The following is a 23,414-nucleotide window of genomic DNA, read 5'->3' as shown; positions in this document are numbered from 1 at the left end:
GGTGCTGTCGTGCAGAAGCTGTTCGAGCTGGGGCCTGCGCAGGGGTGGCGCGCGGGCGGTAGGTCGAGGCGCGCCGGGTGGGGAGCCGCGGCGCCGCGACCAGTGGGTAACAACGTACTGGCACCCTGTGCCACTCGTAAAGACACTGCGTGCCATCAATTGCATCCAGTGTCACGTGAGTGACATCACCTTGCAACACGGCACAGGGGCCCCTCGCCGGGTGTGGCGAGGGGCCCCTGTCAGTGATGTGTGTGCGACCGGTGTGACCTGCGGTTACGCCTCGTTCTGGCCGGTCAGGGCGGCGCGGATGCCGGCCATCACCTCGTCCAGCGGCGCATCCGTGCGGGCGACGGTGATGACGTAGTCGCCGCCGTTGCTGGCACCGGGTGCCAGCTGGAGTGCCGGGCGGTCGCCGCGACGGGTGGACAGGTCGCCCCAGAAGGTCCGCCGGATCGCCTCGAAGGCGTGGTCCAGCTGGGCCTCCACCTCACCCCGGCCACCGGCCCGCAGCCAGCGGCGCAGCACGTGGTTGTGGGCCGCGACGACGGCCGCCGCCGAGACCTCGGCCAGCATCGCGTCGTCGCCCTGGTCCGTGTCGAACCGGCCGAGCAGGTAGCGGGTGAACAGCCGCTCGTAGCGGGCGACCACGGCGATCTCCCGCTCGCGCAGCGTCGGCACCTGGCGGATCAGCCGGTAGCGGGCCACCGAGACCGAGGGGGTCGCCGCGTACATCCGCAGCACCTCCTTGATGCCCCGGCAGACCACGTCCAGCGGATGCTCGCTCGGGTCGGCGCTGGCCAGCAGGTCGGCCACCCGGACCAGGGTGTCGTCGTGGTCCGGGAAGATCGCCTCCTCCTTGGACCGGAAGTACCGGAAGAAGGTGCGCCGGGCCACGCCCGCCGCCGCGGCGATCTGGTCGACCGTCGTCTCCTCGTAGCCCTGGGAGGCGAACAGCTCCATGGCCGCGGCGGCCAGCTCCTGGCGCATCAGCTGGCGCTGGGCCGTCGCCCGGCGGCCGGGGCCGCCGTTCGAACCCGGCGTCCCCGCGTCGCTCGCGGCGCCGTCCAGGCCCGCCTGCTCCAGCAGCTGCTCTTCCGTGGTCATGACCGGAAGGCTACCTGGCCTCATCGACGCGCGTGGTCGCGGAAGCCGCGGCCGGTCTTGCGGCCCAGGCAGCCCGCGGTCACCAGGTGCTCCAGCAGCGGCGAGGGCGCCAGGCCCGGCTCGCGGAACTCGGCGTGCAGCACCTTCTCGATCGTCAGCGAGACGTCCAGGCCGACCACGTCCAGCAGCTCGAACGGACCCATCGGGTAGCCGCAGCCGAGCTTCATGGCGGTGTCGACGTCGTCCACCGAGGCGTAGTGCTCCTCGATCATCCGCACGGCGTCGTTCAGGTACGGGAAGAGAAGCGCGTTCACGATGAAGCCGGCCCGGTCGCCGCACTCCACCGGGTGCTTGCGGACCTTGGCGCACAGGTCGAGCACGGTCGCGGTGACGTCCTCGGCGGTCAGCACCGTGGAGACCACCTCGACCAGCTTCATGGCCGGGGCCGGGTTGAAGAAGTGCATGCCGATGACGTCCTGCGGACGGCTGGTGGCCGTCGCGCACTGGATCACCGGCAGCGAGGAGGTGGTCGTCGCCAGCACCGCGCCCGGCTTGCAGATCTTGTCGAGCGCCGCGAACAGCTCGCGCTTGACGTTCAGGTCCTCGGCGACGGCCTCCATCGCCAGGTCGACGCTGTGCAGGTCCTCGTAGCTGCCGCTCGGGGTGACCCGGGCCAGCGCCGCGTCGCGGTCCTCCTCGGACAGGCGGCCCTTGGCCACCATGCGGTCCAGCGACTTCTGGATCGCGGCCTTGGCCTTGTCGGCCTTCTCCTGGCTCCGGGCGACGATCGTGACGTCGTAACCCGCCTTGGCGAAGACCTCGGCGATGCCGGTCGCCATCGTGCCCGAGCCGCAGACGCCGACGCTGCGCACCTCGCGCCCGGCGACGCGCAGCGTGGCGGTCGCGCCCGGGTCGGCGACGACCTCGGAGGAGCCGGGAGCGGCGTACGTGTAGAAGCCGCGGCCGGACTTGCGGCCCAGCAGCCCGGCGGCCGACAGCTGGCCCAGGATAGGCGCGGGCGCGTGCAGCCGGTCGTGCGACTGCGCGTACATCGCCTCCAGCACGGTCTTCGCGGTGTCGATGCCGATCAGGTCGAGCAGGGCCAGCGGGCCCATCGGCAGGCCGCAGCCGAAGCGCATGGCGGCGTCGATGTCCTCGCGGCTGGCGTAGCGCGACTCGAACATCGCGGCGGCCTGGTTCAGATAGGCGAAGAGCAGGCCGTTGACGATGAACCCGGCCCGGTCGCCGGCCGCCACCGGCGACTTGCCGAGCGAGCGGGCGAACTCCGCCGCGTCCTCGGCGGCCTGCGGGCTGGTCAGCACCGTGCGGACCACCTCGACGAGCTGCATCACCGGCGCGGGGTTGAAGAAGTGCAGGCCGAGGATGCGCTCCGGGCGGCCGGTCGCGGCCGCGATGCGGGTGACGGACAGGGCGGTGGTGCCGGTCGCCAGGACCGTCTCCGGCGGGCAGATCTTGTCCAGCTCGGCGAAGAGCTCACGCTTGAGCTCCAGTTGCTCCGGGACCTCTTCGATCACCAGCTGCGCCTCGGCGGCGGAGGCCAGCTCGTCGGTCACCCGGATGCGGGCGAGCAGCGCGGTGCGCTCCTCCTCGGTGAGCCGGCCGCGTCGCACGGAGTGCGCGGTGGCCTCCTCGATCCGGGCGCGGGCGGCATGCGCGTCGGCGGCGGTGGCCTCGATCCCGATCACCTGGCGGCCGCTGCGGGCGACGATCTCGGCGATCCCGGCGCCCATGGTGCCGAGGCCGACGACGGCGACGACAGGAAAGACGGAACTGTTCTCGGACATGGCGTGACTCCTGGAAGCAGGGAGTACGCCGCGGTCGTTCCGCTCCGACGCGGCGGCGAAGAAAAAGGTGACGAGAGACCCACGGCGCGACTGAGGACCGTGGTGAAAGACGTGAGATCAAAGGTGCGAAAGGACGCCGAGGGCGCAGGCTCAGCGTGACGCGCTACCCGAACCTTCCGTCGCGGCGGCTCCCAACGCCGACGGAGGTGGTTCAGTCACCATACCCCGCTTACCGTCCGGTAGGAAGAGCGTGCCGCCGCACGTGGTCGGTCGCCGCGCGGGCGAAGGCCTCGACGAAGGGGTGCGGGCGGGTGCCGTCGCCGGCGAGCTCCGGCTGGAAGAGGGTGGCCAGGAAGAACGGGTGCGTCGACCGCGGCAGCTCGGCGATGCGCGGGTCGCCGGCGGCGTCGTGGCCGCTGAACACGATGCCGTGCCGCTCCAGGCGCGCGGGGAAGTCCGGGTGGAGGCCGTAGCCGCAGTGGTAGCGCTCGACGCTGCGCTCCGCGCCGAGGACGCCCTCCGCCAGGCTGCCGGGGACCAGCGAGATCGGCAGCTCGTGGCCGACGAGGCTGCACGCCAACGGGGCGATCAGGAGCTGCTCCGCGTCGGCGTCCGGGTCGTTCTCGGCGTGGGCGGCGTCCGTCAGGCCGCAGACGTCCTGGGCGAACTCCAGCAGGGCGTGCTGGAAACCCGCGCAGGTGCCGAGGAAGGGCGTGCCGCTCTCGCGGGCCGCGCGGGCCGCCGCGAGGGCTCCCGCCTCGGAGCGGTAGGGGCTGCCGGGCAGCAGCCACACCCCGTCGAAGCCCCGCAGCGCCTCGGGGGAGTCGATCTCGTCCGTGCCGACCCAGTACAGGTCGAGGGCGACGGCGTCGCGTTCCAGCAGGGCGGCGGCGAGCTGCGGGATGCGCTGGTGGGAGCGGACCTTGGGATCGCGGTCGCCGACCAGGGCGATACGGGCAGCGGCTGTGCTGTTCGTCGTCATGCGTCCATCCTGGGCGTGGCGGGGTGTTCAGGTCCAACGATGATCAGTGGTCCGTCCATCAGCGATACTGATCGGCGTGGACCCCCAGCAGCTGCGCACCTTCGTCACCGTCGTCCGCCTCGCGTCCTTCTCCGCCGCCGCGCGCGAGCTCGGCTACACGCAGTCGGCGGTCTCGCAGCAGATCGCCGCGCTCGAACAGGAGCTGCGCGCCCCGCTGCTGCAACGGCGCCCGGTCGCCCCGACCGAGGCCGGCGCACGCCTGCTGGAGCACGCGCCGGGCATCCTGCTGCGTCTCGACGCGGCTCGCGCGGACGTCGCCCGGGTCGGCGGCTCCGCGCGCGGACTGCTGCGGGTGGCGGTCACCGCACTGGCCGCGCCCCGGCCGCTGGCCCAGGCCCTTGCGGCCACGCGACACGCCTTTCCGCGCGCGGAGTTGGCGGTGTCCCTGGTCGGGCGGGAGGCGGCCGTGACGGCGGTGGCGGCGGGCGAGGCCGACGTGGCGGTCGTCGACGGCGTGGCCGCCCCGAGCGACCCGCTCGCCCTCCCGGCGGCGGCGCCGGTCTCCGCCGTGCCCGTGGCGCAGCGGCGGCTCGCGGTGCTGCTCCCGGTCGGTCACCCGCTGGAAGGGCGGCGGCGGATCCGGCTCGCCTCCCTTCAGGACGCCTTCTGGCTCGACGCTCCGGACGCGGCCGTCCCGCTGGCGGAGCTGCGCGGGGCGACGGGATCGGACGCGTTTCCGCCCTCGTTGGCCCTGGCCGGCCCGTCGGTCGGCGCCGTCACGGCGTGCGTGGCGGCGCGGTTGGGGCTGGCCGTGGTTCCCGTCCCAGGTCCGTTCGGCGGCGAGGGCCCGCCGGGGGAGGGGGTCGTCGCCGTTCCGCTGGCGGACGGAGGGCTGCTGCACCGGACGGAGGCGGTCTGGAGCGGGGCGCGGACGGGGGTGGTCGAACACTTTGTCGCGGGGCTGGAGGACACGGGGTCAAACCAGCTCTGAGCTGCGGGTTTTCACTCTTGTGAGTGATGGTGGGCGGGGTGGCGGGCTGTCATAATCGTTCTATGGACGCTCTCCTGTTCGGGGGCGGGTGTGAGGGCAGTGATGACGCGTCCAGGGGAGAGGTGTACTCCTCCCTGGGGGATGTCTTCCGGGCCGACCCGTTGACCCCTTCCGCTTCTCGCCAGGCCGGTGGCCTGGTCGATCCGCTGCGTACGCTTCCGGCATCGGCCGGGGAGCTGGTGCGTGCTCTGGGCGCGCGTGACGACGACGACCTCGTCGTCTCCGGCTCCGCGCACCAGGCGGAGGAGATTCTGGCGCTGGTCCGGTTCCGGGAGATGGTCGACGCCGAGCTGCTGCGCCGGATCGCGGTGTTCGACCGCACGAACGGCTTCGGCGCGGTGCGCTGCCGTTCGACGCACGGATTCCTGCGGGTCCACGCGCAGTTGGCGGCCGGGCACGCGAAGCACCTCGTGAGCACGGCCGAGAGGCTGGACCGGCTGGTCACGGTGCGCGCCGCGCAGGCGGCCGGTGAGCTGTCCTCGGACCAGGCGGAGATCCTGGCGAAGGAGCTCGCGCCGATCGAGGACGCGGAGGCGCGGCAGGCCGCCGAGGAGTTGATGGTCGCTCAGGCTCCCAATCTGCACCTGACGCAGCTGCGGCAGGCTGCGCGACAGATCCACGCCCATCTCGTCCCCGAGGACGGCCCGGAGGTCGGCGAAGCGCCGCCCGCGTTCCAGTCCTGGGTCAAGCTGTCCCCGACGGGCACGAGTGACGACCCGTTCTGGGTCCTCTCCGGTGAGCTCTCCCCGGTGGCAGGCGAGAAGCTCCGCACGGCGCTGGAGGCGGCCATGGGCCGCCCGGCCGAGGGTGACCAGCGCAACGCGTCGGAGCGCATGGGCGACGCCCTGGAGGTCGTGACCGACCTGGCGCTCGCTTCGGACGAGCTGCCCACCACGGGCTGTCAGCGCCCGCACCTGACGATCACCGCCGACCTGGACGCGCTGCGCGCGTCCTGCCCCGCCCACCCCATGCTGTTCGGTGTCGGCGGGGAGCGCGGTGAGGGCGGTGAGGGCGACGAGCTGGCCGGTCTGGTGCGGCCGAGGGCCGTGGCGACCACCGCCCGGGGCTACCAGCTCCCGCGCTGGGAGGCGCGGAAGGAGTCCTGCGACTGCGCCCTGCGCGTCATCCTGACCAGGGGACAGGACAAGGTCGTGTCGATCGGTCGGACCACCCGCACCGTTCCGGCGCACCTGCGCGACGCGGTGGTCGCGCGAGACCGCCACTGCGTCTGGCCCGGCTGCGACCGGCCGCCGACCTGGTGCGAGGCACACCATCTGGTCCACTGGGCCGACGGCGGCGAGACCAGCCTCGCCAACCTCGCCCTGCTCTGCGGCGAACACCACCGCGATCTCCATGCGACCGGTTGGGAACTCCGGATGATCGACGGGAGGCCGAGGCCCGTCCTCCCCGCCGACGCCCTTCCACCCAACAGCCGCTACGCGGCCTGAGAGCCGAGGCGGCCCGACGGCGCGCCTCGTGTCCCAGTTGCCTCGTGTCCCAGTCACCTCATGTCTCAGTCGCGCCCCTGCCAGGTGGTCACACACGCCTCGTTGCCCTCGGCGTCCGCCAGGACCCAGAACGCCGGAGCCGCGTCATCGGACAGCAGCCTGCCACCTGCGGCCAACGTCGCCGCGATCCGCTGTGCGGCTTCGTCATGGGGCACGCAGACGTCGAAGTGGATGCGGTTGCGCTGCGGACGGGGTGCGTCCATGTGCTGGAACCAGACGGACGGGCCGTGGCCGAGCGGGTCCACCAGGGCGTCCGTCGGACCGTCGCGGCCGGGCTCGTCGGTGTAGCCGAGGACCGCCTTCCAGAACGGCCGGATCGACGCGATGTCGAGCGCGTCGATGGCCAGTTCCACCAGTTGCAGCGAGCGGGCCGCGGCGTCCACGGCCTCCGCGTCGCCCCCCTCGCCCCCCTCGCCCCTCTCGCCCGTGCGCGGCTGCGTCGGCAGCGCCGCCGACAGCCGTCGCGCCAGGTCGACGTCGCGGCCCGTCACGTCCGCCGCTGCGGCGGACTGGAGGCTCAGCAGCGCCCGGTCGTGCCGCAGCTCGACGCGCAGGTGGCCGTCCGCGTCGCGGCCGCACACCCGCGTCGCCCGTACGGCGACCGCCGCCGCCTCCGCCAGCGACCCGACCGGGACCGCCGTGCGCAGCGTGCCCAGCAGGAGGCGCCACCCCAGCTCGCTCACCGCCGCCGAGGCCTCCGGCCGGGAGAGCCGGCGGGCCGTCGACGCCTGCCACTCCTCCAGCCGCCGCCACGCCTCCTGGCCGTCAGGGACGACGTCCCATCCGGGGAGCGCGGCCTCCAGTTCCGCCTCCGTCAGGAAGGCGTGCCAGGCGACCTCCTCGGCCTGCGGGGCGACCTCGACCGGGGTGGTCGCGCGGTAGACGGCGGAGAACCACTCGTGGTCGGCGCTGCTGTAGAGGAAGGTGAAGAGGTGCTCCGCCTCGATGCCGGTGACGCCCAGTTCCTCCTCCGCCTCGCGCTTCGCCGCTTCGTCGTAGGACTCGCCCGTGCCGACGACACCGCCGACGAAGACGTCGTACATGGACGGGAAGACGATCTTCTGCGGGGTGCGGCGGTGGACGAAGACGCGGCCTTCGGCGTCCGTGGCGAGGACGAACACGCAGCGGTGGCGCAGCCGCTTCGCCATCACCTCGGCGCGCGGGGCCTGGCCGACGACGCGGTCCTCGGCGTCGACCACGTCGAGGATCTCGTCGGCATTGAGGGGCCGGGCATCGGCAGGCACGGTGGGTTCGGTCACGGGAGCAAGGATGCCGCAGCCTCCCGCAGATGGGCGTGCAGGCCCCGGTAGGGGTCGCGGCCGCGCGGGAGGTAGTCCTTGCGGACCTTGGCCACGGCGGTGTAGTTGGTGTCGCAGACGTTGGCCAGCGGCGACTCGACCGCCTGGGAGAGGAACTGGTAGGCGTCCATCGCGGAGAAGCCGTAGTCGGCCACCAGCCACTGCACCAGGTCCAGTTGGGCGATCCGGAAGGCGTCCTCCAGCGGGCGGGCCGAGCCCGTCGAGATCAGGTGCGTGTCCGACTCGATGCGGGGCCAGGGCGTGGCGACGCCCTTGAGCAGGTCCACGATGACGACCGTCTCCATCGCGCACTCCACCGCGACGCCGCAGGTCTCGCCCTCGCCCTGGCGGGCGTGTCCGTCGCCGAGGCTGAACAGGGCGCCCTCGACGTTGACGCCGAGGAAGCAGGTGACGCCCGCGCGCATCTCCGGGGTGTCCAGGTTGCCGCCGTGGGCGTCGGGCACCAGGGCGGAGCGGACCTCCAGATTGGCCGGGGCGACGCCGACGGTGCCGTGCATGGGATCCATCGGCAGGTCCAGCACCAGCTCGCTGTCGTGCGCGGAGAAGCGGCACAGCCGCTTCGCGCGGTCGAGCTCCCAGATCCAGACGCGCTCGGGCAGCGGGTCCTGGAGCGTGGCGGTGGTGTGCGTGGAGGTCAGCGCGCCGAAGAGCGGGACGGTGGTCGACGCCGCCCAGTCGCGGGCGGGTTCGACGGAGACGAAGTGGACGGCGAGGGTGTCGCCCGGCTCCGCGCCCTCGATCCAGAACGGGCCCGTCTGGGGGTTCAGGAACGGGAACTCGCACACCTCGGAGACGAGGGTGCGCTCGGACGTCACCCGCCCGGCGAAGCAGTCCTCCGTCGTCAGGTCGAGCACCGTCCCCGGCGCGACGCGGGCCACGGGCGCGGCGCCGCCGAAGGTCCAGGCGTACTCGTCGGACTTGGGACGTACGGTCAGCCGGGCGCGTTCGGTCGTCATGCCGTCACCTTGGCAGCGGAGGCGCCGAAGCCGCCAGGGGGCCGGTGTGGTTGGCTTGCTCCAGAACCTCCCCCTCCACATCCCGCATCTCTCTCTTTCGAGCAAGGAGCACGTCATGGGCCAGGTCTACGCCGTCACCGAGCGGGTCATCGAGGCCGCCCCCGAGCAGGTCTTCGACGCGGTCGCCGACTACGAGAAGGTCCGTCCGACCCTGCTGCCGTCCCAGTACAGCGAGTACCAGGTCCGCGAGGGCGGCCGCGGCGCGGGCACCGTCGTGCACTGGAAGCTTCAGGCCACCGAGAAGCGCGTGCGCGACTGCCTGTTCACCGTGACCGAGCCGACCCCGGGCCGCCTCGTGGAGTCGGACGCCAACTCCTCGATGGTGATCACCTGGACGGTCACCCCGGCGGGCGACGGCACGTCCAAGGTCGTCGTCGAGACCACCTGGCAGGGCGCGGGCGGCATCGGCGGCTTCTTCGAGCGCACCTTCGCGCCCAAGGGCCTCAACCGCATCCACGACGAGGTGCTGGGCCGCCTGGCGAACGCCGTCGCCTGACGGCCCGAACCGGGGCGCAGGAGTCCGGACACTCCGGACGGGTGAATCTGGCAACCGATCACCCGAGCGGCAATGTCGACATGGCGTCACATCTCCGCAGGTGGAACTCGATCGGTCGGTTCGGTGCGATGATCGCACCGGTCCGGCCGATCGGATGCAGGCTGCAAGGATCGCGGCATGCCAGTGATCGACGACGCCGTGCACGACACAGCCGCGGTCGACGCAGCCCCAGCCCCAGCCGTAGCCCCAACCCCAGCCGTAGCGGGGGCCCCGCCCGTCGAGTCGGCGGCCGCGCCCCCGCCCCCGGCCGCTCCCGCGGCGGAGCGGGAATCCCCCACGCGGATCCGGCTGATCTTCGTGGGGCTGATGCTGGCGCTGCTGCTCGCCGCGCTCGACCAGACCATCGTCGCCACCGCGCTGCCCCGGATCGTCGGCGACCTCGACGGCCTCAGCCGGATGAGCTGGGTCGTCACCGCCTACCTGCTCGCCTCCACGGTCGGCCTGCCCGTCTACGGCCGGCTCGGCGACATGATCGGGCGCAAGCCCGTCTTCCAGTTCGCCATCGTCGTCTTCCTGGTGGGCTCCGCGCTGTCGGGCGTCTCGCACAGCATGAACGAGCTGATCGCCTACCGCGCCCTCCAGGGCATCGGCGGCGGGGGGCTGATGATCGGCGTGCAGGCGATCATGGCGGACGTGGTCTCGCCGCGGGAGCGCGGCCGCTACATGGGCCTGATCGGCGCCGTCTTCGGGCTCTCCTCGGTCGCCGGGCCGCTGCTGGGCGGCTGGCTCACCGACGGGCCCGGCTGGCGCTGGTGCTTCTGGGTCAACCTGCCGGTCGGCGTCATCGCCCTGCTGGTGGTCACTCTCGTGCTCCCGCGCCGCACCCGGCGCGCGCCCCGGGAGGCGGGCCGGCTGGACTGGCTCGGCGCGCTGCTGCTCGCCGCCGTCGGCACCTGCCTGGTGCTGGCCACGAGTTGGGGCGGCAGCCAGTACGCCTGGCACTCCCCGGTCATCCTCGCCCTGATCGGCGGCGCGGTGCTGGCGATCGCGCTCTTCGTGCCCGTCGAACTGCTGGCCGAGCGGCACGGCTACGCGCCTGCGATCCCGCTGCGGCTCTTCCGCGACAGCGTCTTCACCGTCTCCGGGCTGATCGGCCTGGTCGTCGGCGTCGGCCTGTTCGGCGCGGCCAGCTACCTGCCGAGCTTCCTGCAGATGGTCGACGGCGCGAGCGCCACCGGCTCCGGTCTGAAGATGCTGCCGCTCATGGGCGGCGTCGTGGTCGGCTCCATCGGCACCGGCCAGCTGATCAGCCGGACCGGCCGCTACAGGATCTATCCCCTGCTGGGCGGCGCGCTCAGCACGGCCGGCATGGTCCTGCTCGGCCTGCTGGACGCCCGCAGCTCCTACACCGCGCAGAGCGTGGCCATGGCCGTGCTCGGTCTGGGAGTCGGCCTCGCCCTGCCGGTGCTGGTCCTCGCGGTGCAGAACTCCGTCTCCCCGGGTGACATCGGCGCGGCCACCTCGGCCAACAACTACATGCGGCAGATCGGCGGTTCGGTCGGCGCGGCGGTCTTCGGCACGATCTTCTCCTCCCGCTTCGCGCACCAGCTCGCGCAGCGCGGCCTGCGGGCGGACAACGCGATCACCCCGGAGCTGGTCCACCACCTCCCGCCGCCGCTGCGCGACGCGTACGTGCAGGCCTTCGCGGCCGCGATGCCGCGCGTCTTCCTCTACCTGGCGCCCGTGCTGGCGCTGGGCTTCCTACTGGGCTTCCTGTTGAAGGAGAAACCGTTGGTGACCCACGCCGGGCCGGAGGACTTCACCTCGGAATCCGCCCCCTCCGCCTCGCCCGCCTCCTCGTCGACGTCCTCGTCCGTGCCCTCGGCCGTTCCGCCGCAGGCGCCGTCGACCGGCACACCGGTCACCGGAGCCGTGCTGCAGACCGACCGGACGGGCGTGCCGCGTGCCGTGCTGACGCTCGTCGACCTCGACGGCCGACAGATCGCCCGCACCGGCAGCGGCGGCGACGGCCGCTGGGCGCTGGCCGCTCCGCGCAACGGCAACTACGTGCTCATCGCTGCGGCCCCCGGCCACCAGCCGCAGGCGGTCACCGTCACGGTGGGCGGCCGCCCGGTCGAGGTCGACGTCGTCCTCGGCGGCACCGGCCGCCTGGCGGGCGCGATCCGCAGCGCGGAGGGCGCGCCCGTCGCGGGCGCGTCGGTCACCCTGACGGACGGTCACGGCGAGGTCGTGGCCAGCGCCCACGCGGACTCCGACGGCGCGTACGCGTTCCGCGACCTGGTCTCCGGCGTCTACACGCTGACCGTCAGCGCGCGGGCGTACCGCCCGGCGGCGATGGCGGTGGACGTCGCGCCGAACATCGAGACGCGCCAGGACGTCGCCCTGGCAGGCAGCGGCACCCTGCGCGGCACGGTCCGCACCACGGCCGGGCGACCGGTGGCGGACGCCCGGGTCACCCTCCTCGACGCGGCCGGCGTGGTGGTCGCGGCGGCGCTCACGGGTGAGGACGGGGCCTTCCGCTTCACCGATCTGGAGCCGGGCGAGTACACCGTGATCGCGGCGGGCTACCCGCCGGTGGCCACCGCCCTGCGCCTCGAGGACGGCCACACGGAACGGGACCTGCACCTGTCCCATCGCTTGGACGACTGATGGCCTGGACGACTGACCCGGCCCGCATCCCCGGGATTAACGACACAAGTCCCTCACAAGTGACGCCCTCTCACCCGTCGAGGTAGAAGTATCCACCGCCCGGGTGAGCGCGAGCGTTCCTTTCCCGCCCACCGGCATAGGTTGCGCGACGTGCCCAGTTGTGAACCCTTGACCATCCTCCATGTCTCTCAGCCCGTCGACGGCGGTGTCGCCCAGGTCGTCGCCGATCTGGTGCGCGGTCAGGTCGCCGACGGGCACACCGTGGTGGTCGCCTGCCCCTGCCCGGAGGGCGGGCGGCTGTCGCGGGAGGTGACCGCCGCGGGGGCGCGGCTCGTGCCGTGGGGCGCGGAACGCGCCCCGGGCGCGGGGCTGCCGCAGGAGCTCGCCTCGCTGCGGCGCATCGTCGCGGACGCGCGGCCGGATCTGGTGCACCTGCACAGCAGCAAGGCGGGGCTGGTCGGGCGGATGGCGATCCGCTCCCGCGTGGCGACGGTGTTCCAGCCGCACGCGTGGTCGTTCGAGGCGGTCACGGGGCCGGCCGGCAAGGCGATCGCACGGTGGGAGCGCTGGGCGACGCGCTGGAGCGACCGGCTGGTCTGCGTCAGCGAGACGGAGCGGGCCCACGGGCAGGCCGCGGGGCTGCGGGCCCGCTGGGCGCTGGTGCCGAACGGCGTGGACCTGGCCCACTACGACCCGGCGGCGCTGCCGTCCAAACAGCGTGCCCGCCGCGCCCTCGGGCTGTCCCAGCACGCGCCGCTCGCGGTGTGCGTGGCGCGGCTGTGCCGGCAGAAGGGGCAGGACCTGCTGCTCCGAGCCTGGGGCGAGGTGCTGGCGGAGCTGCCGCACGCGCGGCTGGCCCTGGTCGGCGACGGGCCGGACCGGGGTGCGCTGGAGGAGCAGGCGGCGCAGCTGGCCGTGCCGGAGAGCGTCGTCTTCGCGGGGCGGGTCGAGGATCCGAGGCCGTGGTACGCGGCCTCGGACATGTCGGTGCTGCCGTCCCGGTGGGAGGGGATGGCCCTGGCTCCGCTGGAGGCGATGGCCTGTTCGCGTCCGGTGGTGTTGTCGGACGTCGCGGGGGCCCGGGAGATTCTGGGCGACCAGCAGTTTCCGGTGCCGGTGGGCGATACCAGGACGCTCGCGACGTCACTCGTCCGGTTGATGTCCGATCTGGAGCTGGCCGCGGAGCTGGGACACCGTTCCCGCGCCCGTGCCCTGGAACGCCACGACCTGCGCGCCACAAGGATGTTGATGGGTGAGGTGTACGCGGCGGTGCTGCAGTCGCGGCGCGTTCCCGCGCCCGCCGCGCCGAGCGCGGCCCTCGGCCATCGGGTCGGAAAGTCTGACTAATGGTCAATGGTGTGAAACCACTTGCTGCCCCCGGGATTCTGAGTAGAAATTCTGTAATGTCCTATTTGCCTGCATCATTCCTTTCCCCGTGAGACGGCGTCGATGCCGACCACGGCGGCAGGTGCTACCTCCGGCAGGGGAGTACGTGCGCGGATGACCACGATCGACAACGAGGAACTGCCTGCGGGCGTCGGAGCGGTGGGCTTCGCACCCGTGCGCCGGCCCGGCTCCGGCCTCTCCTCCTCGGCCGGCGCCCCCGCGGTGCGCGGCGGCACCGGCGTCCCGGTCACGCTGCTCGCGGTCGACATGCTGGCCACCGTCGGTGCCCTCGCGCTGGTGCTTCCCGGTGGCGCGGTGGCCACCCTGCGCGCCGCCTGCGGACTGCTGCCGGTGCTGGTGCTCATGTACTCCACGGGCGGGCAGTACCGGCTGCGTCTCGCGCCCTCGGTGCTGGACGAACTGCCGGGACTGGCCGGACGCGCCGCCATCGCCCTCGCCTTCGCGCTCACCCTGGAACGCTGCCTGCAGACCCTGCTGCTGCCCTTCGACCTGCCCGCCGTCATCCCGGCCGACATCCGCGTGCTGTCGCTGCTGCTCCTCGCCCATATGGCGCTGGACGCGGCCGGACGCGCCGCCGTCTACCGGTCGCTGCGTGCGCGACGCCGCCGCGCGCCCCGGCCGACCCTGATCGCGGGCGCGGGCCACGTGGGCCAGCGGGTCGCCGCCGCGCTGCTGGAGCACCCGGAGTACGGGCTGCGCCCGGTCGGCTTCGTCGACGCCGACCCGCTCTTCCTGCCCGCCGACTTCCCCGTGCCGGTGGTGGGCGGACCGGAGGCGCTGCTCCGCGAGCTGCCGCGCGGCGACATCCGCGACGTGATCCTCACCGGCGGCGGCGCCGACGAGGACTGGGCCCCGCAGATGCTGCGCACCAGCACCGACTTCGGCTGCGACGTCTGGTTCGTGCCGTCCTTCCCGGACTACGCCGCCTTCGAGCACGCCGGCCGGCGCACCGCCGTCGGGGACCACCTGTGGGGCTTCCCCTGTCTGCGCCTGGGCAGTGCCCCGATGCAGCGGCCCAGCTGGGCGGTCAAACGGGCCTTCGACGCCTGCTGCGCGGGCCTCGGCCTGCTGCTGCTCTCCCCGGTGCTGCTGCTCTGCGCGGTCGCCGTGCGGCTGGAGAGCGGCCCCGGGGTGATTTTCCGTCAGGAGCGGATCGGCCTGGACGGGCGCCCGTTCACGGTGCTGAAGTTCCGCACCCTGCGACCGGTCGACGAACACGAGTCGGCCACCCGCTGGAACATCGCCGACGACCAGCGCCTCGGCCCGGTCGGGCGGTTCCTGCGCCGCGCCTCGCTGGACGAGCTGCCGCAGCTGTGGAACGTGCTGCGCGGCGAGATGAGCCTGGTCGGCCCGCGGCCGGAGCGCCCGTACTTCGTGATGCGCTTCACCCAGGCCTACCCGCGCTATCGCGAGCGCCACCGCGTCCCGGTCGGGCTGACCGGCTTCGCCCAGGTCAACGGCCTGCGCGGGGACACCTCCATCGAGGACCGGGCGCGGTTCGACAACTATTACATCGACAGCTGGAGCCTGTGGCAGGACGTCAAGATCCTCCTCCGCACGGTGCTCACTGTTCTGCGGACGGACGGGAGTTGACGTCGGTGTCCCCACAACTGGGACAGCAGGCCCGACCGGGAGGTCCGGGCCGGGGGCCTGTCCGGGGCGGCCCGGCGGCGGCGCTGCTGCCGCGTGTGCGCGCGGCGCTCAGCCCGGCGCAGCTGGTCGCGCTGACGATCCTGCTGGTCTGCGTGCCGACGGGCGACCAGGACGTCACGGCGGCCGTGCACGTGACCCCGGCGGACGTCGGGTCGCTGGCGCTGGTCGCGCTCACGCTGCCGTTCGCGCTGTGGCGGCGGACGCGTTTCCTCTCCGGCTCGACGGCGCTGCTGCTGGGCGGTGTGCTGCTGGCCGTGGGCCTGGCGACGGCCGCCTCGCAGGACCCGCACGAGAGCCTGTCGGGCTTCGTGCGCTTCGTGCAGATCTTCGTGATCGTGCCGGTGGCCGTCGTCCAGGCGGTTCGCGACCGCCGCGACCTGCGGCTGGCGTTGACGGCCTTCGCGGTGGCGGCGCTGGTCGAGGGCGCGGTCGGCGTGGAACAGTACCTGACCGGCACCGGCGCCTCCTACGCGGGCGGCGACTCCCGCGCCGTCGGCACCTTCGGCGCGCAGGACGTGATGGCGATGTCCGTGGTCGTCAGCTTCGGTGTGCTGGCCTCCCTCGGGCTGTCGCTGGAGGCGCGGCGCGAGCGGCGGCGCAAGGCTGCGGCCTGGTGGGCCCTGGCGGCCGCGGCCCTGGTCGTGCCGCTCGCGCTCTCCTTCAGCCGCGGCAGCTGGATCGCCACGGCGGTCGCCGTGACGCTGATGCTGGCCCTCGCCGACGTCCGGCTGCTGGTGCGCGGCGGCGTCGTCCTCGCGGCGGTCGGCGTGGTGGTGCTCGGCGGCCTCACCGCCGCGGGCGTGGTCGGCCAGGGCAACGGCGGCGACGGCACGGTGGCGGCCCGGCTCAGCAGCATCGGCGCCGTCACCGGCGAGGCCGACCAGTCCGTGACGGACCGCTACGACCTGTGGACGACCGCCGGACGGATCTGGCGCGAGCACCCGCTGACCGGTGTCGGCCCCAAGGAGTTCCCCGCCTTCCGCGACGCCCACGCGCCGCTGCGGCTCTCCTCCGGCAGTGACACCGCGGGCGCGGGCGCGGGCTTCTCCCGCGAGCCGCTGCTCTCGCCCCACAACATGTACATGCTGGTCCTCAGCGAGCAGGGCCTGATCGGCATCACCGCCTTCGGCGCGCTGCTGATCGGGACCCTGATCGGAGCACGCCGCACGCCCGTCGTGGTCGGACTGCTCGTCTGGCAGCTGGTCGACTTCCTCTACGGCGACATCGGCGGCACCACCACCGTGCTGGTCTCGGTCGTGCTGGGCCTGTGCGCGTCGGCCGTGGCGCGTGGCGGGCTGCCCGCCATCCCCGGCCCGCGCACCGCGCCCACCGACTGGGAGGCGACGCGGTGAGCGTCACGGCCGCGGCGGACGCGGCACCCGGGCCGGCCCCGGGGCAGGCGTCGGGGGAGGCTGCGGGGGAGGCGACGGCACCCGTCGCCGCGCCGGGCGGACGCGGCTTCGTGGCCAAGGCGTTCGGCGTCACCGCGCTGTTCAGCGCGGCCGGTTCGGTCCTCGGCCTGGTGCGGGACCTGCTGCTGGCCCGCTTCTACGGCGCGGGCTCCGCGACCGACGCCTTCCTGGTCTCCTGGACCGTCCCCGAGACGGCGGCGCCGCTGCTGATCGAGGACGGCATGGCGTTCCTGACCGTCCCCGCCTTCAGCGCCGCGCTCGCCGCGCGCGGGCAGGCGCGGGCGCAGGAGGAGGGGGCGGAGGCGGCGGAGGATGCCGAGGAGGCGGGCGCGGGTGGCCCCGACCCGGTCCGTGCCCTGGTCGCCGCGACCCTGCCGCCGCTGGCCCTGGTGCTGACGCTGCTGTCCGCGCTGGTCGCGCTCGGCGCGCCGGTCGTGGTGCGCGTCCTCGCGCCGGGACTGGCCGACCCGGGTCTGGCGGTCGTCTGCACCCGGCTCGCGGCCGTGACGGTGCTGCCCTTCGGCCTCGTCGGCTACCTGGGCGCGGGCCTGCGCTCGCACCACCGGTTCACGCTCCCCGGCGCGGTCTACATCGCGTACAACGCCGGGATCCTGACGGTGATGCTGCTGCTCCACGCGCGCCTCGGCGTGCGGGCGGCGGCGGGCGGCGTCGCGCTGGGCAGCGTGCTGATGGTGGCCGTGCTGCTGCCCTCGTTCGCGCGCCACGTCAGCCGGGTGACCGTGCGTCGGACGCGCGGCACGGCGCGCGGCACGGCGCGCGGCCCGGGCGCGGGCACGCCGGAGCCGGTGATCAACCCGATGGCGGTGCTGCCGGTGGTGCTGTTCACGCTGACCCGGCAGGCGCAGATCTTCGTCGAGCGGTTCATCGGCTCCTCCCTGCCGCCCGGCACCATCTCGGAGCTCAACTACGCCGAGAAGGTCGCCCAGAACGTGATGATCATCGGGATCCTGGTCTGCACGGTGACCTTTCCGCTGATCGCCCGCGCGCTCGCCGAGGGCGACGTCCAGGGCGCGCGGAGGCGCGTCGAGAAGGACCTCGGCGTCGTCGGCGCGGTCGTGCTGGCCGGGACGGTCGTCGTCTTCGCGTGCGCGCCGCAGCTGGTCGCCGTCCTGTTCGAGCGCGGCGCGTTCACCGCCGCCGACACCGCCGCCACGGCCGAGCTGATGCGCGTCTACTGCCTCGGCCTGCTGGCCCAGGGCCTCGTCGGCGCACTGATCCGTCCCTACCTGGCGGCGCGCCCGGCGGTCGGCTTCGGTGGCGCGGGACGCACGCGACCCCTGGACCGCACGGACTGGCTGCCGATCCGGGCGATGGGCGCGGGCCTGCTCGTCACGGTCGCCGTCGCGGCCGGTCTGACGCCGCACGTGGGCGCGGCCGGGCTGGCGGCGGGCAACGCGACCGGCATCAGCGTCACCGCCGTCCTGCTGCTCAGGGCGTTGCGGGTGCGCGGCATCCCGGTGCGGGTGCGCGCCGTGCTCGGCGGTCAGCTGCGGCTGCTGGTCGCCGCGGCGGGCGCGGCGGGCCCCACCTGGCTCGCCGCCAACGTTCCCGGCCTGGACGCCCTCGGGCCGATCCCGCCGCTGGTGCTCGGCGCGGCCGTGGGACTGCTCTGCTTCCTCGCTCTGGCCGGCGCCCTGCGCGCCCCCGGGGTCACCGGCGCGCTCGCCGCGCTCACCGCGCTGCGGGACCGACACAGCACGGACCGACACAGGACAGGCCGCTACATGACGGGCCGACACACCACAGGGATCGAACGCGCGACAGGAGAGGTCGATGGTCGCTGAACCGCTTCGGGGTGGGCTGCAGGCGGCGGGCGACACGCCCCCGCCCGTGGATGCGGAAGGGACGGCCAGGCCGGACGTCGTCGCCCAGCCGCGGCCGGAGGGGAGCGCCTCGCCGCGCCCCGCGCTGCTCGGCCGCCCGCCGTGGACGCTGATGTACCACTCCGTCGACTCCGGCCCGCAGGACCCGTACCTGCTCACCGTCTCGCCGCAGCGCTTCGCCGCGCAGCTGGCCTGGCTGCACCGGCAGGGGCTGCGCGGGGTGTCCATGTGCGAACTGGTCCGGGCCTACGAGCAGCGGGCCACGGACGGGCTGGTCGGACTGACCTTCGACGACGGCTACGCCGACTTCCCGCGCCAGGTGCTGCCGGTGCTGCGGGTCCACGGCTTCACGGCGACGCTGTACGTCGTCGCCGGACGCATGGGCGGCCACAACGTCTGGGACGCCGACGCGCCGCGCAAGCCGCTGGTGACCATCGAGCAGGTGCGCCAACTGGCCGAAGCCGGAGTGGAGATCGGCTCGCACGGGCTCAGCCACCGCCGGATGACGGGCCTCGGCGAGGAGGAGCTGGCCACCGAGGCGCGGCGCAGCCGCGAGGTGCTGGAGAGCGTCGTCCAGCGGCCCGTCACCGGCTTCTGCTACCCCTACGGCGCGGTCGACGACGCCGCCGAGCGGGCCGTCGCCGCCGCGGGCTACGACTACGGCGCGGGCATCAGCCACCAGAGCGCCACCAGCCGCTGGGCGCTGCCGCGGTGCTACGTCGGCGAGCGCGACGGCGGCCTGCGGCTGCGTGCCAAGCGCGCCCGGCACGCGCTGCGGGGGTGGACCGCGTGAGCGGCCCCGGGCTGCGGGTGCTGCACGTCGTCACCGGCCTGCACGCGGGCGGCGCGGAGCAGCAGCTGCGGCTGCTGCTGCGGCATCTGCCCGCCGGGATCGACTGCGAGGTCGTCGCCCTGTGCGAGGCGGGCACCGTGGCCGACGGGCTGCGCGCCGACGGCGTGACCGTGCACGAGCTCGGCATGCGCGGCAACCGCGACCTGGCCGCGCTGCCGCGCCTGGTCCGGCTGATCCGCGAGGGCCGCTACGACCTGGTGCACTGCCACCTCTACCGCGCCTGCGTCTACGGCCGGGTGGCCGCCCGGCTGGCGGGCGTGCGGGCCGTGCTGGCCACCGAGCACTCGCTCCAGCCCGGCGTGCTGGAGGGCCGCCGCACCGGCGCGGCCGTGCGGCGGCTCTACCTGGCCACCGAGCGGCTCGGCCGGGTCACCATCGCCGTCTCCGAGGCGACGGCCCGTCAACTGCGCACCTGGGACGTGCCGGAGGAGCGGATCAGGGTCGTGCCCAACGGCGTCGACCCCGCCGCCTACCGCGTCGACGCGGCGCCGCGCGCGTCGCTCGGGCTGCCCGCCGACGCGTTCGTCGTCGGCGCGGTCGGACGCCTGGTGCCCGGCAAGCGCTTCGACGTCCTGGTCGACGCGCTCGCACTGCTTCCGCCCGAGGCGCACCTGCTGGTCGTGGGCGCCGGTCCCGAGCACGCCGCGCTGCTCGCGCAGGCCCGCGAGCGCGGCGTCGCGGACCGGGTCGTGCTGACCGGCGAGCGGGACGACGTGCCGGCGCTGCTGGCCGCGATGGACGCGCTCGCGGCGCCCTCGGCGGGGGAGACCTTCGGTCTGGTCCTCGTCGAGGGTCTCGCCTCCGGCCTCCCGGTCTTCTGGTCCTCCGGCCCGGCGCTGTCCGAGCTCCCGGTCCAGGAGCAGCTGGCCCTGGGCCGCGGCGGCAGTGCCCGCACCGAGCCCACCCCCTCCGCCTACGCGGCCGCCCTGCGCCCGCTGCTGACCCGCCGTCCGCCGCGCGCGGTCGGCCCGGTCCCGGGCCGCTACGACATCACCCGCCTCGCCCCCCGCGTCGCGGCGGTCTACGCGGAGCTCGCGGGCTTCGGGGAGTCCGCGCCGGCCGAACGCGTCGAACGTCACCGCATCGCACACCAGAAGGAGATGACCCGTGCCCGATAGCGAGAAGCAGAGCGCGTCCGCACCGTCAGCACCCGCGTCGCACGCCGGCGAGCGCCGGTCCGCGCCGCTGCTGCGGTCGGCGCTGCGCAGGTGGTGGCCGCTGCTGGTGGCGGTGCCGGCGGGAGCCGTGGCGGGCGGCGCGTACGCGCTGGTGGCCGCCCCGCAGTACCAGTCCGACGCCTACGTGATGGCGGTCGCGGACCAGGGCGCGGACAGCGCCTCCGCCGTCAGCTTCGCCCAGGCCTACGGCCGGGTCGTCGCGCAGCCGGAGATCCTGGCGGACGCCGCCGCGGAGACCGGTGTGCCGATGCGTCAGCTGGCGAAGGACGTCCAGGCGCAGACCTCCCCGGACGCGCCGATGATCCAGATCACGGGCAGCGCGGGCTCGGCCCGGCTGGCCGCCGACGAGGCGAACGCGGTCGCGCGTTCCATGGTGGCCTTCGGCCAGACCACCGCGCAGCAGACGCATGTGCGCCTGATCGCCCTCGCGCAGGCGGCCGCGCCCGCGTCGCCCTCCTCGCCCTCGGGCAGCCTCGACGTGGCCGTCGGCGGCGCGGCGGGCGTGCTGCTGGGCAGCCTGGCGCTGCTGGCCCGCCCGGGCGCGGGCGGTGCGGGCGGCACGAGCGGTGCGGGCGGTGCGGGCGGCGCGGGCTCGCGTGGGGGCGGGACAGCGGCCGGGACGGCGGACCCCGCGACCGTGCCGGAGCAGCAGCGCGAGCCCGCGGGGACGGGCGCATGACCACGGTCGTCCGCTCCGACGCGGCCGGCGGCGTCCCCGCCGAGGCCGCACCGTGCTACGAGACCGCCGTGGTGCGCGACGGGCGCGCGCTGGACGCGCTCGCGGGGGAGTGGAACGAGCTCCAGGAGCGCAGCCCCGGAGCGACGCCGTTCCAGTCCCACGCCTGGCTCGCCTCCTGGTGGCACAGCTACGGCCGACCGGGCCGCCTGCGCGTGGTGACGGTCCGTCGGGACGGACGACTGGTCGCGCTCGCCCCCCTGTATCGCGACGGCAGGGTCCTGCGGCCGCTCGGCGCGGAGATCACCGACTTCCACGACGTGCTGCTGGACGGCGCGTGCGCGGACGAGGCGGCACGACGGCTCGCCGCGGCGCTCGCGGCGGAGCTGCCCGGACCCTTCGCCCGCGTCGACCTCCCCGAGGTCCGCGCGGACGCCGCGGTCCACACCCTGGCCACCCACTGGCCCCGATCGGCGCGCAAGCTGCCCGCGTCCCTGGTCCAGCACCTGCCCAGCATGCCCATGGACCAGTTGCTGACGAGGCTGCCGGGCCGGACCGCCCAGCGCACCAGGGTGAAACTCCGCAAGCTGGCCGCCGCCGGTGTCGAGGTCCGCCTCGTGCCCGCCTGGGAGGTGCCGGAGTCGGTCGACCGTATGCTCGCGCTGCACGCCCTGCAGTGGCGCGACCGCGGCGCCACCCCCGAGCACATGCGCGAGCGCTTCGCCTCCCACCTCCGCGCCGCGGCTGCCGGCATGGCCGCGACCGAACGCGCGCAACTGCGCGAGTACCGGCTCGACGGCCGCCTCATCGCCTGCGACCTGATGCTCCAGAGCAGCGCGATGGTCGCCCTCTACGTCTACGGCGTCCACCCGGAGGCGCGTGAGCGGGTCGACATCGCCGGGATGCTGTTCGGGGAGTCCCTCAACCACGCGGTCGACACCGGCCGCACGGAGGTGAGCCTGCTGCGCGGCGACGAGCCGTACAAGCAGCGCTGGCGCCCGGACCCGGCGCACAACGAGCGCCTGCTCCTCGGCTCCGCTCCGACCGTCGCGGTCACGGCCGGCCTGGTCTGCGCGCAGGACCGCGCGAAGGACTTCGTCCGCCGCCGCATGCCCTGGCTGAAGGAGGTCAGGAACCGCCTGCGCGTGCTCAAGGGCCGGCTCGTGCCCCACGTCACTTAACCTCGCCGTGTGGCTGTCACCCGTTCCGTCCTGCTCTTCGTCCTCGCCGCCGTCGCCGAGATCGGCGGCTGCTGGCTGATCTGGCAGGCGGTGCGGGAGCACCGCAGTTGGCTGCTGGCCGTCGGCGGCGTCGTCGCCCTCGGCGCGTACGGGTTCGTCGCCGCCGCGCAGCCCGACTCGCACTTCGGGCGGGTCCTCGCCGCCTACGGCGGCGTCTTCGTCGCCGGGTCGCTCGCCTGGGGCGTGCTGGTCGACGGCTTCCGTCCGAGCGTGTGGGACCTGGTGGGCGCCGCCGTCTGCCTCGTCGGGGCGGGGATCATCATCTACCAGCCGCGCGCCTAGCCACGGTTCGTCACACGGTTCGTCGCACGGTTCGTCGCGAGGCCGGTGACGACACGAGAGCGGACTGTCACCGTGCGCCGGTGACCAGCCCTTACGGTGACCTTCATGCGTTCCCGGGTGTCCCTTCGGGGTGTGATCACGGCGGTGCTGCTGGCGGGCCTCGCGCTCGTGGGGGCGGCCGCCCGGGAGGCGCGGCCCGCGCCGTTCGGGGACGACGTGGTGGGGGCGGCCCGGGCGCAGTCCGGTGGGGCGGACGCGTTGCGGGTGGGGTCCGGCGGGGAGGTGCAGGGGTACGAGGCGGGCAGCGGGCGTCTGGTGTGGAGCTACCGCCGGGGCGGGCACGCGCCGGTGCGGCTGGTCTCGCTGGGCGCGACGACGGTCGCCCTGTGGGACGACGGGATGCTGACCGGGATGCAGCCGGAGCCCGCCGTGGTGCGGTGGCACCGGTACGTGCCCGGGGTGGGGGCGCGGACCCCCCTGACGCTCGTGCCGCTGGGCGCGGGAGAAACGTTCCTGGCGCTGACCCACGACGTGGTGGTGACGTACAACACCGGCGACGGCACGTTGCGCACCTCGACCCTCCCCTCGGTCGGCTGCTTCTTCCGCGACACGGGCCCGGCCGGGCCCGTGCACGTCGGCGCGTGGGTGCTGGCGCGACGCGACTGCGCCGCCGGCGCCGGGCGCACGGAGCTGGAGGGGTTCGACCTGGACGGCCGCCGCTGGCAGCGGCCCGCCGTCGCCCCGGTGCGGATGACCGCGGCGGCGGACGGCGACGTCGACGTGCTCGTCGTGCCCCGCCGCGAGCCGTACGCGGTGGACCCGACCACCGGCCGTCCGGCCACGGAATGCGTTTGCGCAGCCCGGTAGACTGGAGGCTTGTTGCCTCCTGCTGCATAGGCCCGTTCGGACGGTCCTGG

The 23,414-nt window shown here is 74.2% G+C and carries 19 protein-coding genes and 1 pseudogene; 14 read left to right on the top strand and 6 right to left on the bottom strand.

The genetic code is table 11. From position 1 onward, the window contains the following. Positions 1 to 273: 273 nt before the first annotated feature. The 3 genes from TR50_RS03230 to TR50_RS03220 form a co-directional block, all read right to left on the bottom strand. Positions 274 to 1,104 (bottom strand): TetR family transcriptional regulator, encoded by an 831-nt coding sequence (locus TR50_RS03230; RefSeq protein WP_084699694.1) that lies wholly within the window; start codon positions 1,102 to 1,104, stop codon positions 274 to 276. A 20-nt stretch (positions 1,105 to 1,124) separates the two neighbouring features. After that, positions 1,125 to 2,909, bottom strand: coding sequence for a 3-hydroxyacyl-CoA dehydrogenase family protein (locus TR50_RS03225; RefSeq protein ID WP_042413671.1), 1,785 nt, complete (start codon positions 2,907 to 2,909; stop codon positions 1,125 to 1,127). 229 nt (positions 2,910 to 3,138) lie between these two features. Next, the gene (locus TR50_RS03220) at positions 3,139 to 3,891 is read right to left on the bottom strand and encodes a CTP synthase C-terminal region-related (seleno)protein (RefSeq protein ID WP_042413668.1); all 753 of its coding nucleotides are present in this window, start codon (positions 3,889 to 3,891) and stop codon (positions 3,139 to 3,141) included. A 76-nt stretch (positions 3,892 to 3,967) separates the two neighbouring features. On the opposite strand from TR50_RS03220, the gene TR50_RS03215 reads away from it, so the two are divergent. Then, positions 3,968 to 4,882: a LysR family transcriptional regulator gene (locus tag TR50_RS03215; RefSeq protein ID WP_042413664.1), complete on the top strand. Its 915-nt coding sequence runs from the start codon at positions 3,968 to 3,970 to the stop codon at positions 4,880 to 4,882. Between the two features lie 239 nt (positions 4,883 to 5,121). After that, a complete protein-coding gene (locus TR50_RS42255) occupies positions 5,122 to 6,390 on the top strand; it encodes an HNH endonuclease signature motif containing protein (protein ID WP_052440647.1) in 1,269 nt (422 codons plus the stop codon). A 65-nt stretch (positions 6,391 to 6,455) separates the two neighbouring features. On the opposite strand, the gene TR50_RS50315 is transcribed toward TR50_RS42255, so the two are convergent. The 3 genes and pseudogenes from TR50_RS50315 to TR50_RS03200 all read right to left on the bottom strand — a co-directional run bounded on the left by TR50_RS50315 (position 6,456) and on the right by TR50_RS03200 (position 8,725). Then, positions 6,456 to 6,803: a VOC family protein gene (locus tag TR50_RS50315; RefSeq protein ID WP_236654266.1), complete on the bottom strand. Its 348-nt coding sequence runs from the start codon at positions 6,801 to 6,803 to the stop codon at positions 6,456 to 6,458. Positions 6,804 to 7,172: 369 nt separating this feature from the next. After that, a pseudogene (locus TR50_RS50310) lies at positions 7,173 to 7,694 on the bottom strand (NUDIX domain-containing protein); the annotation flags it as partial. 11 nt (positions 7,695 to 7,705) lie between these two features. Next, the gene (locus tag TR50_RS03200) at positions 7,706 to 8,725 is read right to left on the bottom strand and encodes an acetamidase/formamidase family protein (RefSeq protein ID WP_042413661.1); all 1,020 of its coding nucleotides are present in this window, start codon (positions 8,723 to 8,725) and stop codon (positions 7,706 to 7,708) included. A gap of 115 nt (positions 8,726 to 8,840) precedes the next feature. Here TR50_RS03200 and TR50_RS03195 point away from each other — a divergent pair, with 115 nt between their 5' ends. The 12 genes from TR50_RS03195 to TR50_RS03140 all read left to right on the top strand — a co-directional run bounded on the left by TR50_RS03195 (position 8,841) and on the right by TR50_RS03140 (position 23,364). After that, on the top strand, positions 8,841 to 9,281 hold the full coding sequence (locus tag TR50_RS03195) for an SRPBCC family protein (protein WP_042413658.1): 441 nt from the start codon (positions 8,841 to 8,843) through the stop codon (positions 9,279 to 9,281). A 177-nt stretch (positions 9,282 to 9,458) separates the two neighbouring features. Further along, entirely contained in the window at positions 9,459 to 11,951 is a 2,493-nt protein-coding gene (locus TR50_RS03190; protein WP_084699693.1) for an MFS transporter, read from the top strand. 168 nt (positions 11,952 to 12,119) lie between these two features. After that, on the top strand, positions 12,120 to 13,298 hold the full coding sequence (locus TR50_RS03185) for a glycosyltransferase family 4 protein (RefSeq protein WP_063774980.1): 1,179 nt from the start codon (positions 12,120 to 12,122) through the stop codon (positions 13,296 to 13,298). A gap of 153 nt (positions 13,299 to 13,451) precedes the next feature. Next, positions 13,452 to 14,951, top strand: a complete 1,500-nt coding sequence (locus TR50_RS03180) for a sugar transferase (protein WP_042413654.1) — start codon at positions 13,452 to 13,454, stop codon at positions 14,949 to 14,951. Between the two features lie 5 nt (positions 14,952 to 14,956). Beyond that, complete coding sequence (locus tag TR50_RS03175) at positions 14,957 to 16,363, top strand: O-antigen ligase family protein (RefSeq protein ID WP_236654239.1); 1,407 nt, start codon at positions 14,957 to 14,959, stop codon at positions 16,361 to 16,363. Continuing rightward, a complete protein-coding gene (murJ, locus tag TR50_RS03170) occupies positions 16,360 to 18,228 on the top strand; it encodes a murein biosynthesis integral membrane protein MurJ (RefSeq protein ID WP_084699737.1) in 1,869 nt (622 codons plus the stop codon). The genes TR50_RS03175 and murJ overlap by 4 nt, the downstream gene beginning before the upstream one ends. Further along, the gene (locus tag TR50_RS03165) at positions 18,218 to 19,060 is read left to right on the top strand and encodes a polysaccharide deacetylase family protein (protein WP_084699692.1); all 843 of its coding nucleotides are present in this window, start codon (positions 18,218 to 18,220) and stop codon (positions 19,058 to 19,060) included. The genes murJ and TR50_RS03165 overlap by 11 nt, the downstream gene beginning before the upstream one ends. Next, positions 19,057 to 20,238 (top strand): glycosyltransferase, encoded by a 1,182-nt coding sequence (locus tag TR50_RS03160; protein WP_236654238.1) that lies wholly within the window; start codon positions 19,057 to 19,059, stop codon positions 20,236 to 20,238. Before TR50_RS03165 ends, TR50_RS03160 begins: the two co-directional genes overlap by 4 nt. Next, complete coding sequence (locus TR50_RS03155; RefSeq protein ID WP_052440642.1) at positions 20,228 to 20,977, top strand: Wzz/FepE/Etk N-terminal domain-containing protein; 750 nt, start codon at positions 20,228 to 20,230, stop codon at positions 20,975 to 20,977. Before TR50_RS03160 ends, TR50_RS03155 begins: the two co-directional genes overlap by 11 nt. Beyond that, positions 20,974 to 22,155 (top strand): GNAT family N-acetyltransferase, encoded by a 1,182-nt coding sequence (locus TR50_RS03150; protein WP_052440640.1) that lies wholly within the window; start codon positions 20,974 to 20,976, stop codon positions 22,153 to 22,155. Before TR50_RS03155 ends, TR50_RS03150 begins: the two co-directional genes overlap by 4 nt. Before the next feature lie 9 nt (positions 22,156 to 22,164). Next, positions 22,165 to 22,497 (top strand): YnfA family protein, encoded by a 333-nt coding sequence (locus TR50_RS03145; RefSeq protein ID WP_042413651.1) that lies wholly within the window; start codon positions 22,165 to 22,167, stop codon positions 22,495 to 22,497. Positions 22,498 to 22,602: 105 nt separating this feature from the next. Further along, on the top strand, positions 22,603 to 23,364 hold the full coding sequence (locus TR50_RS03140; protein WP_152648227.1) for a hypothetical protein: 762 nt from the start codon (positions 22,603 to 22,605) through the stop codon (positions 23,362 to 23,364). The last annotated feature ends 50 nt before the right edge of the window (positions 23,365 to 23,414 follow it).

Origin of the sequence: Streptacidiphilus anmyonensis, from assembly GCF_000787855.1 — a bacterium.
Lineage (GTDB): Bacteria > Actinomycetota > Actinomycetes > Streptomycetales > Streptomycetaceae > Streptacidiphilus > Streptacidiphilus anmyonensis.
The sequence above is the reverse complement of the archived record's forward strand: the minus strand, read 5'-3'. Positions and strand labels throughout refer to the sequence as shown.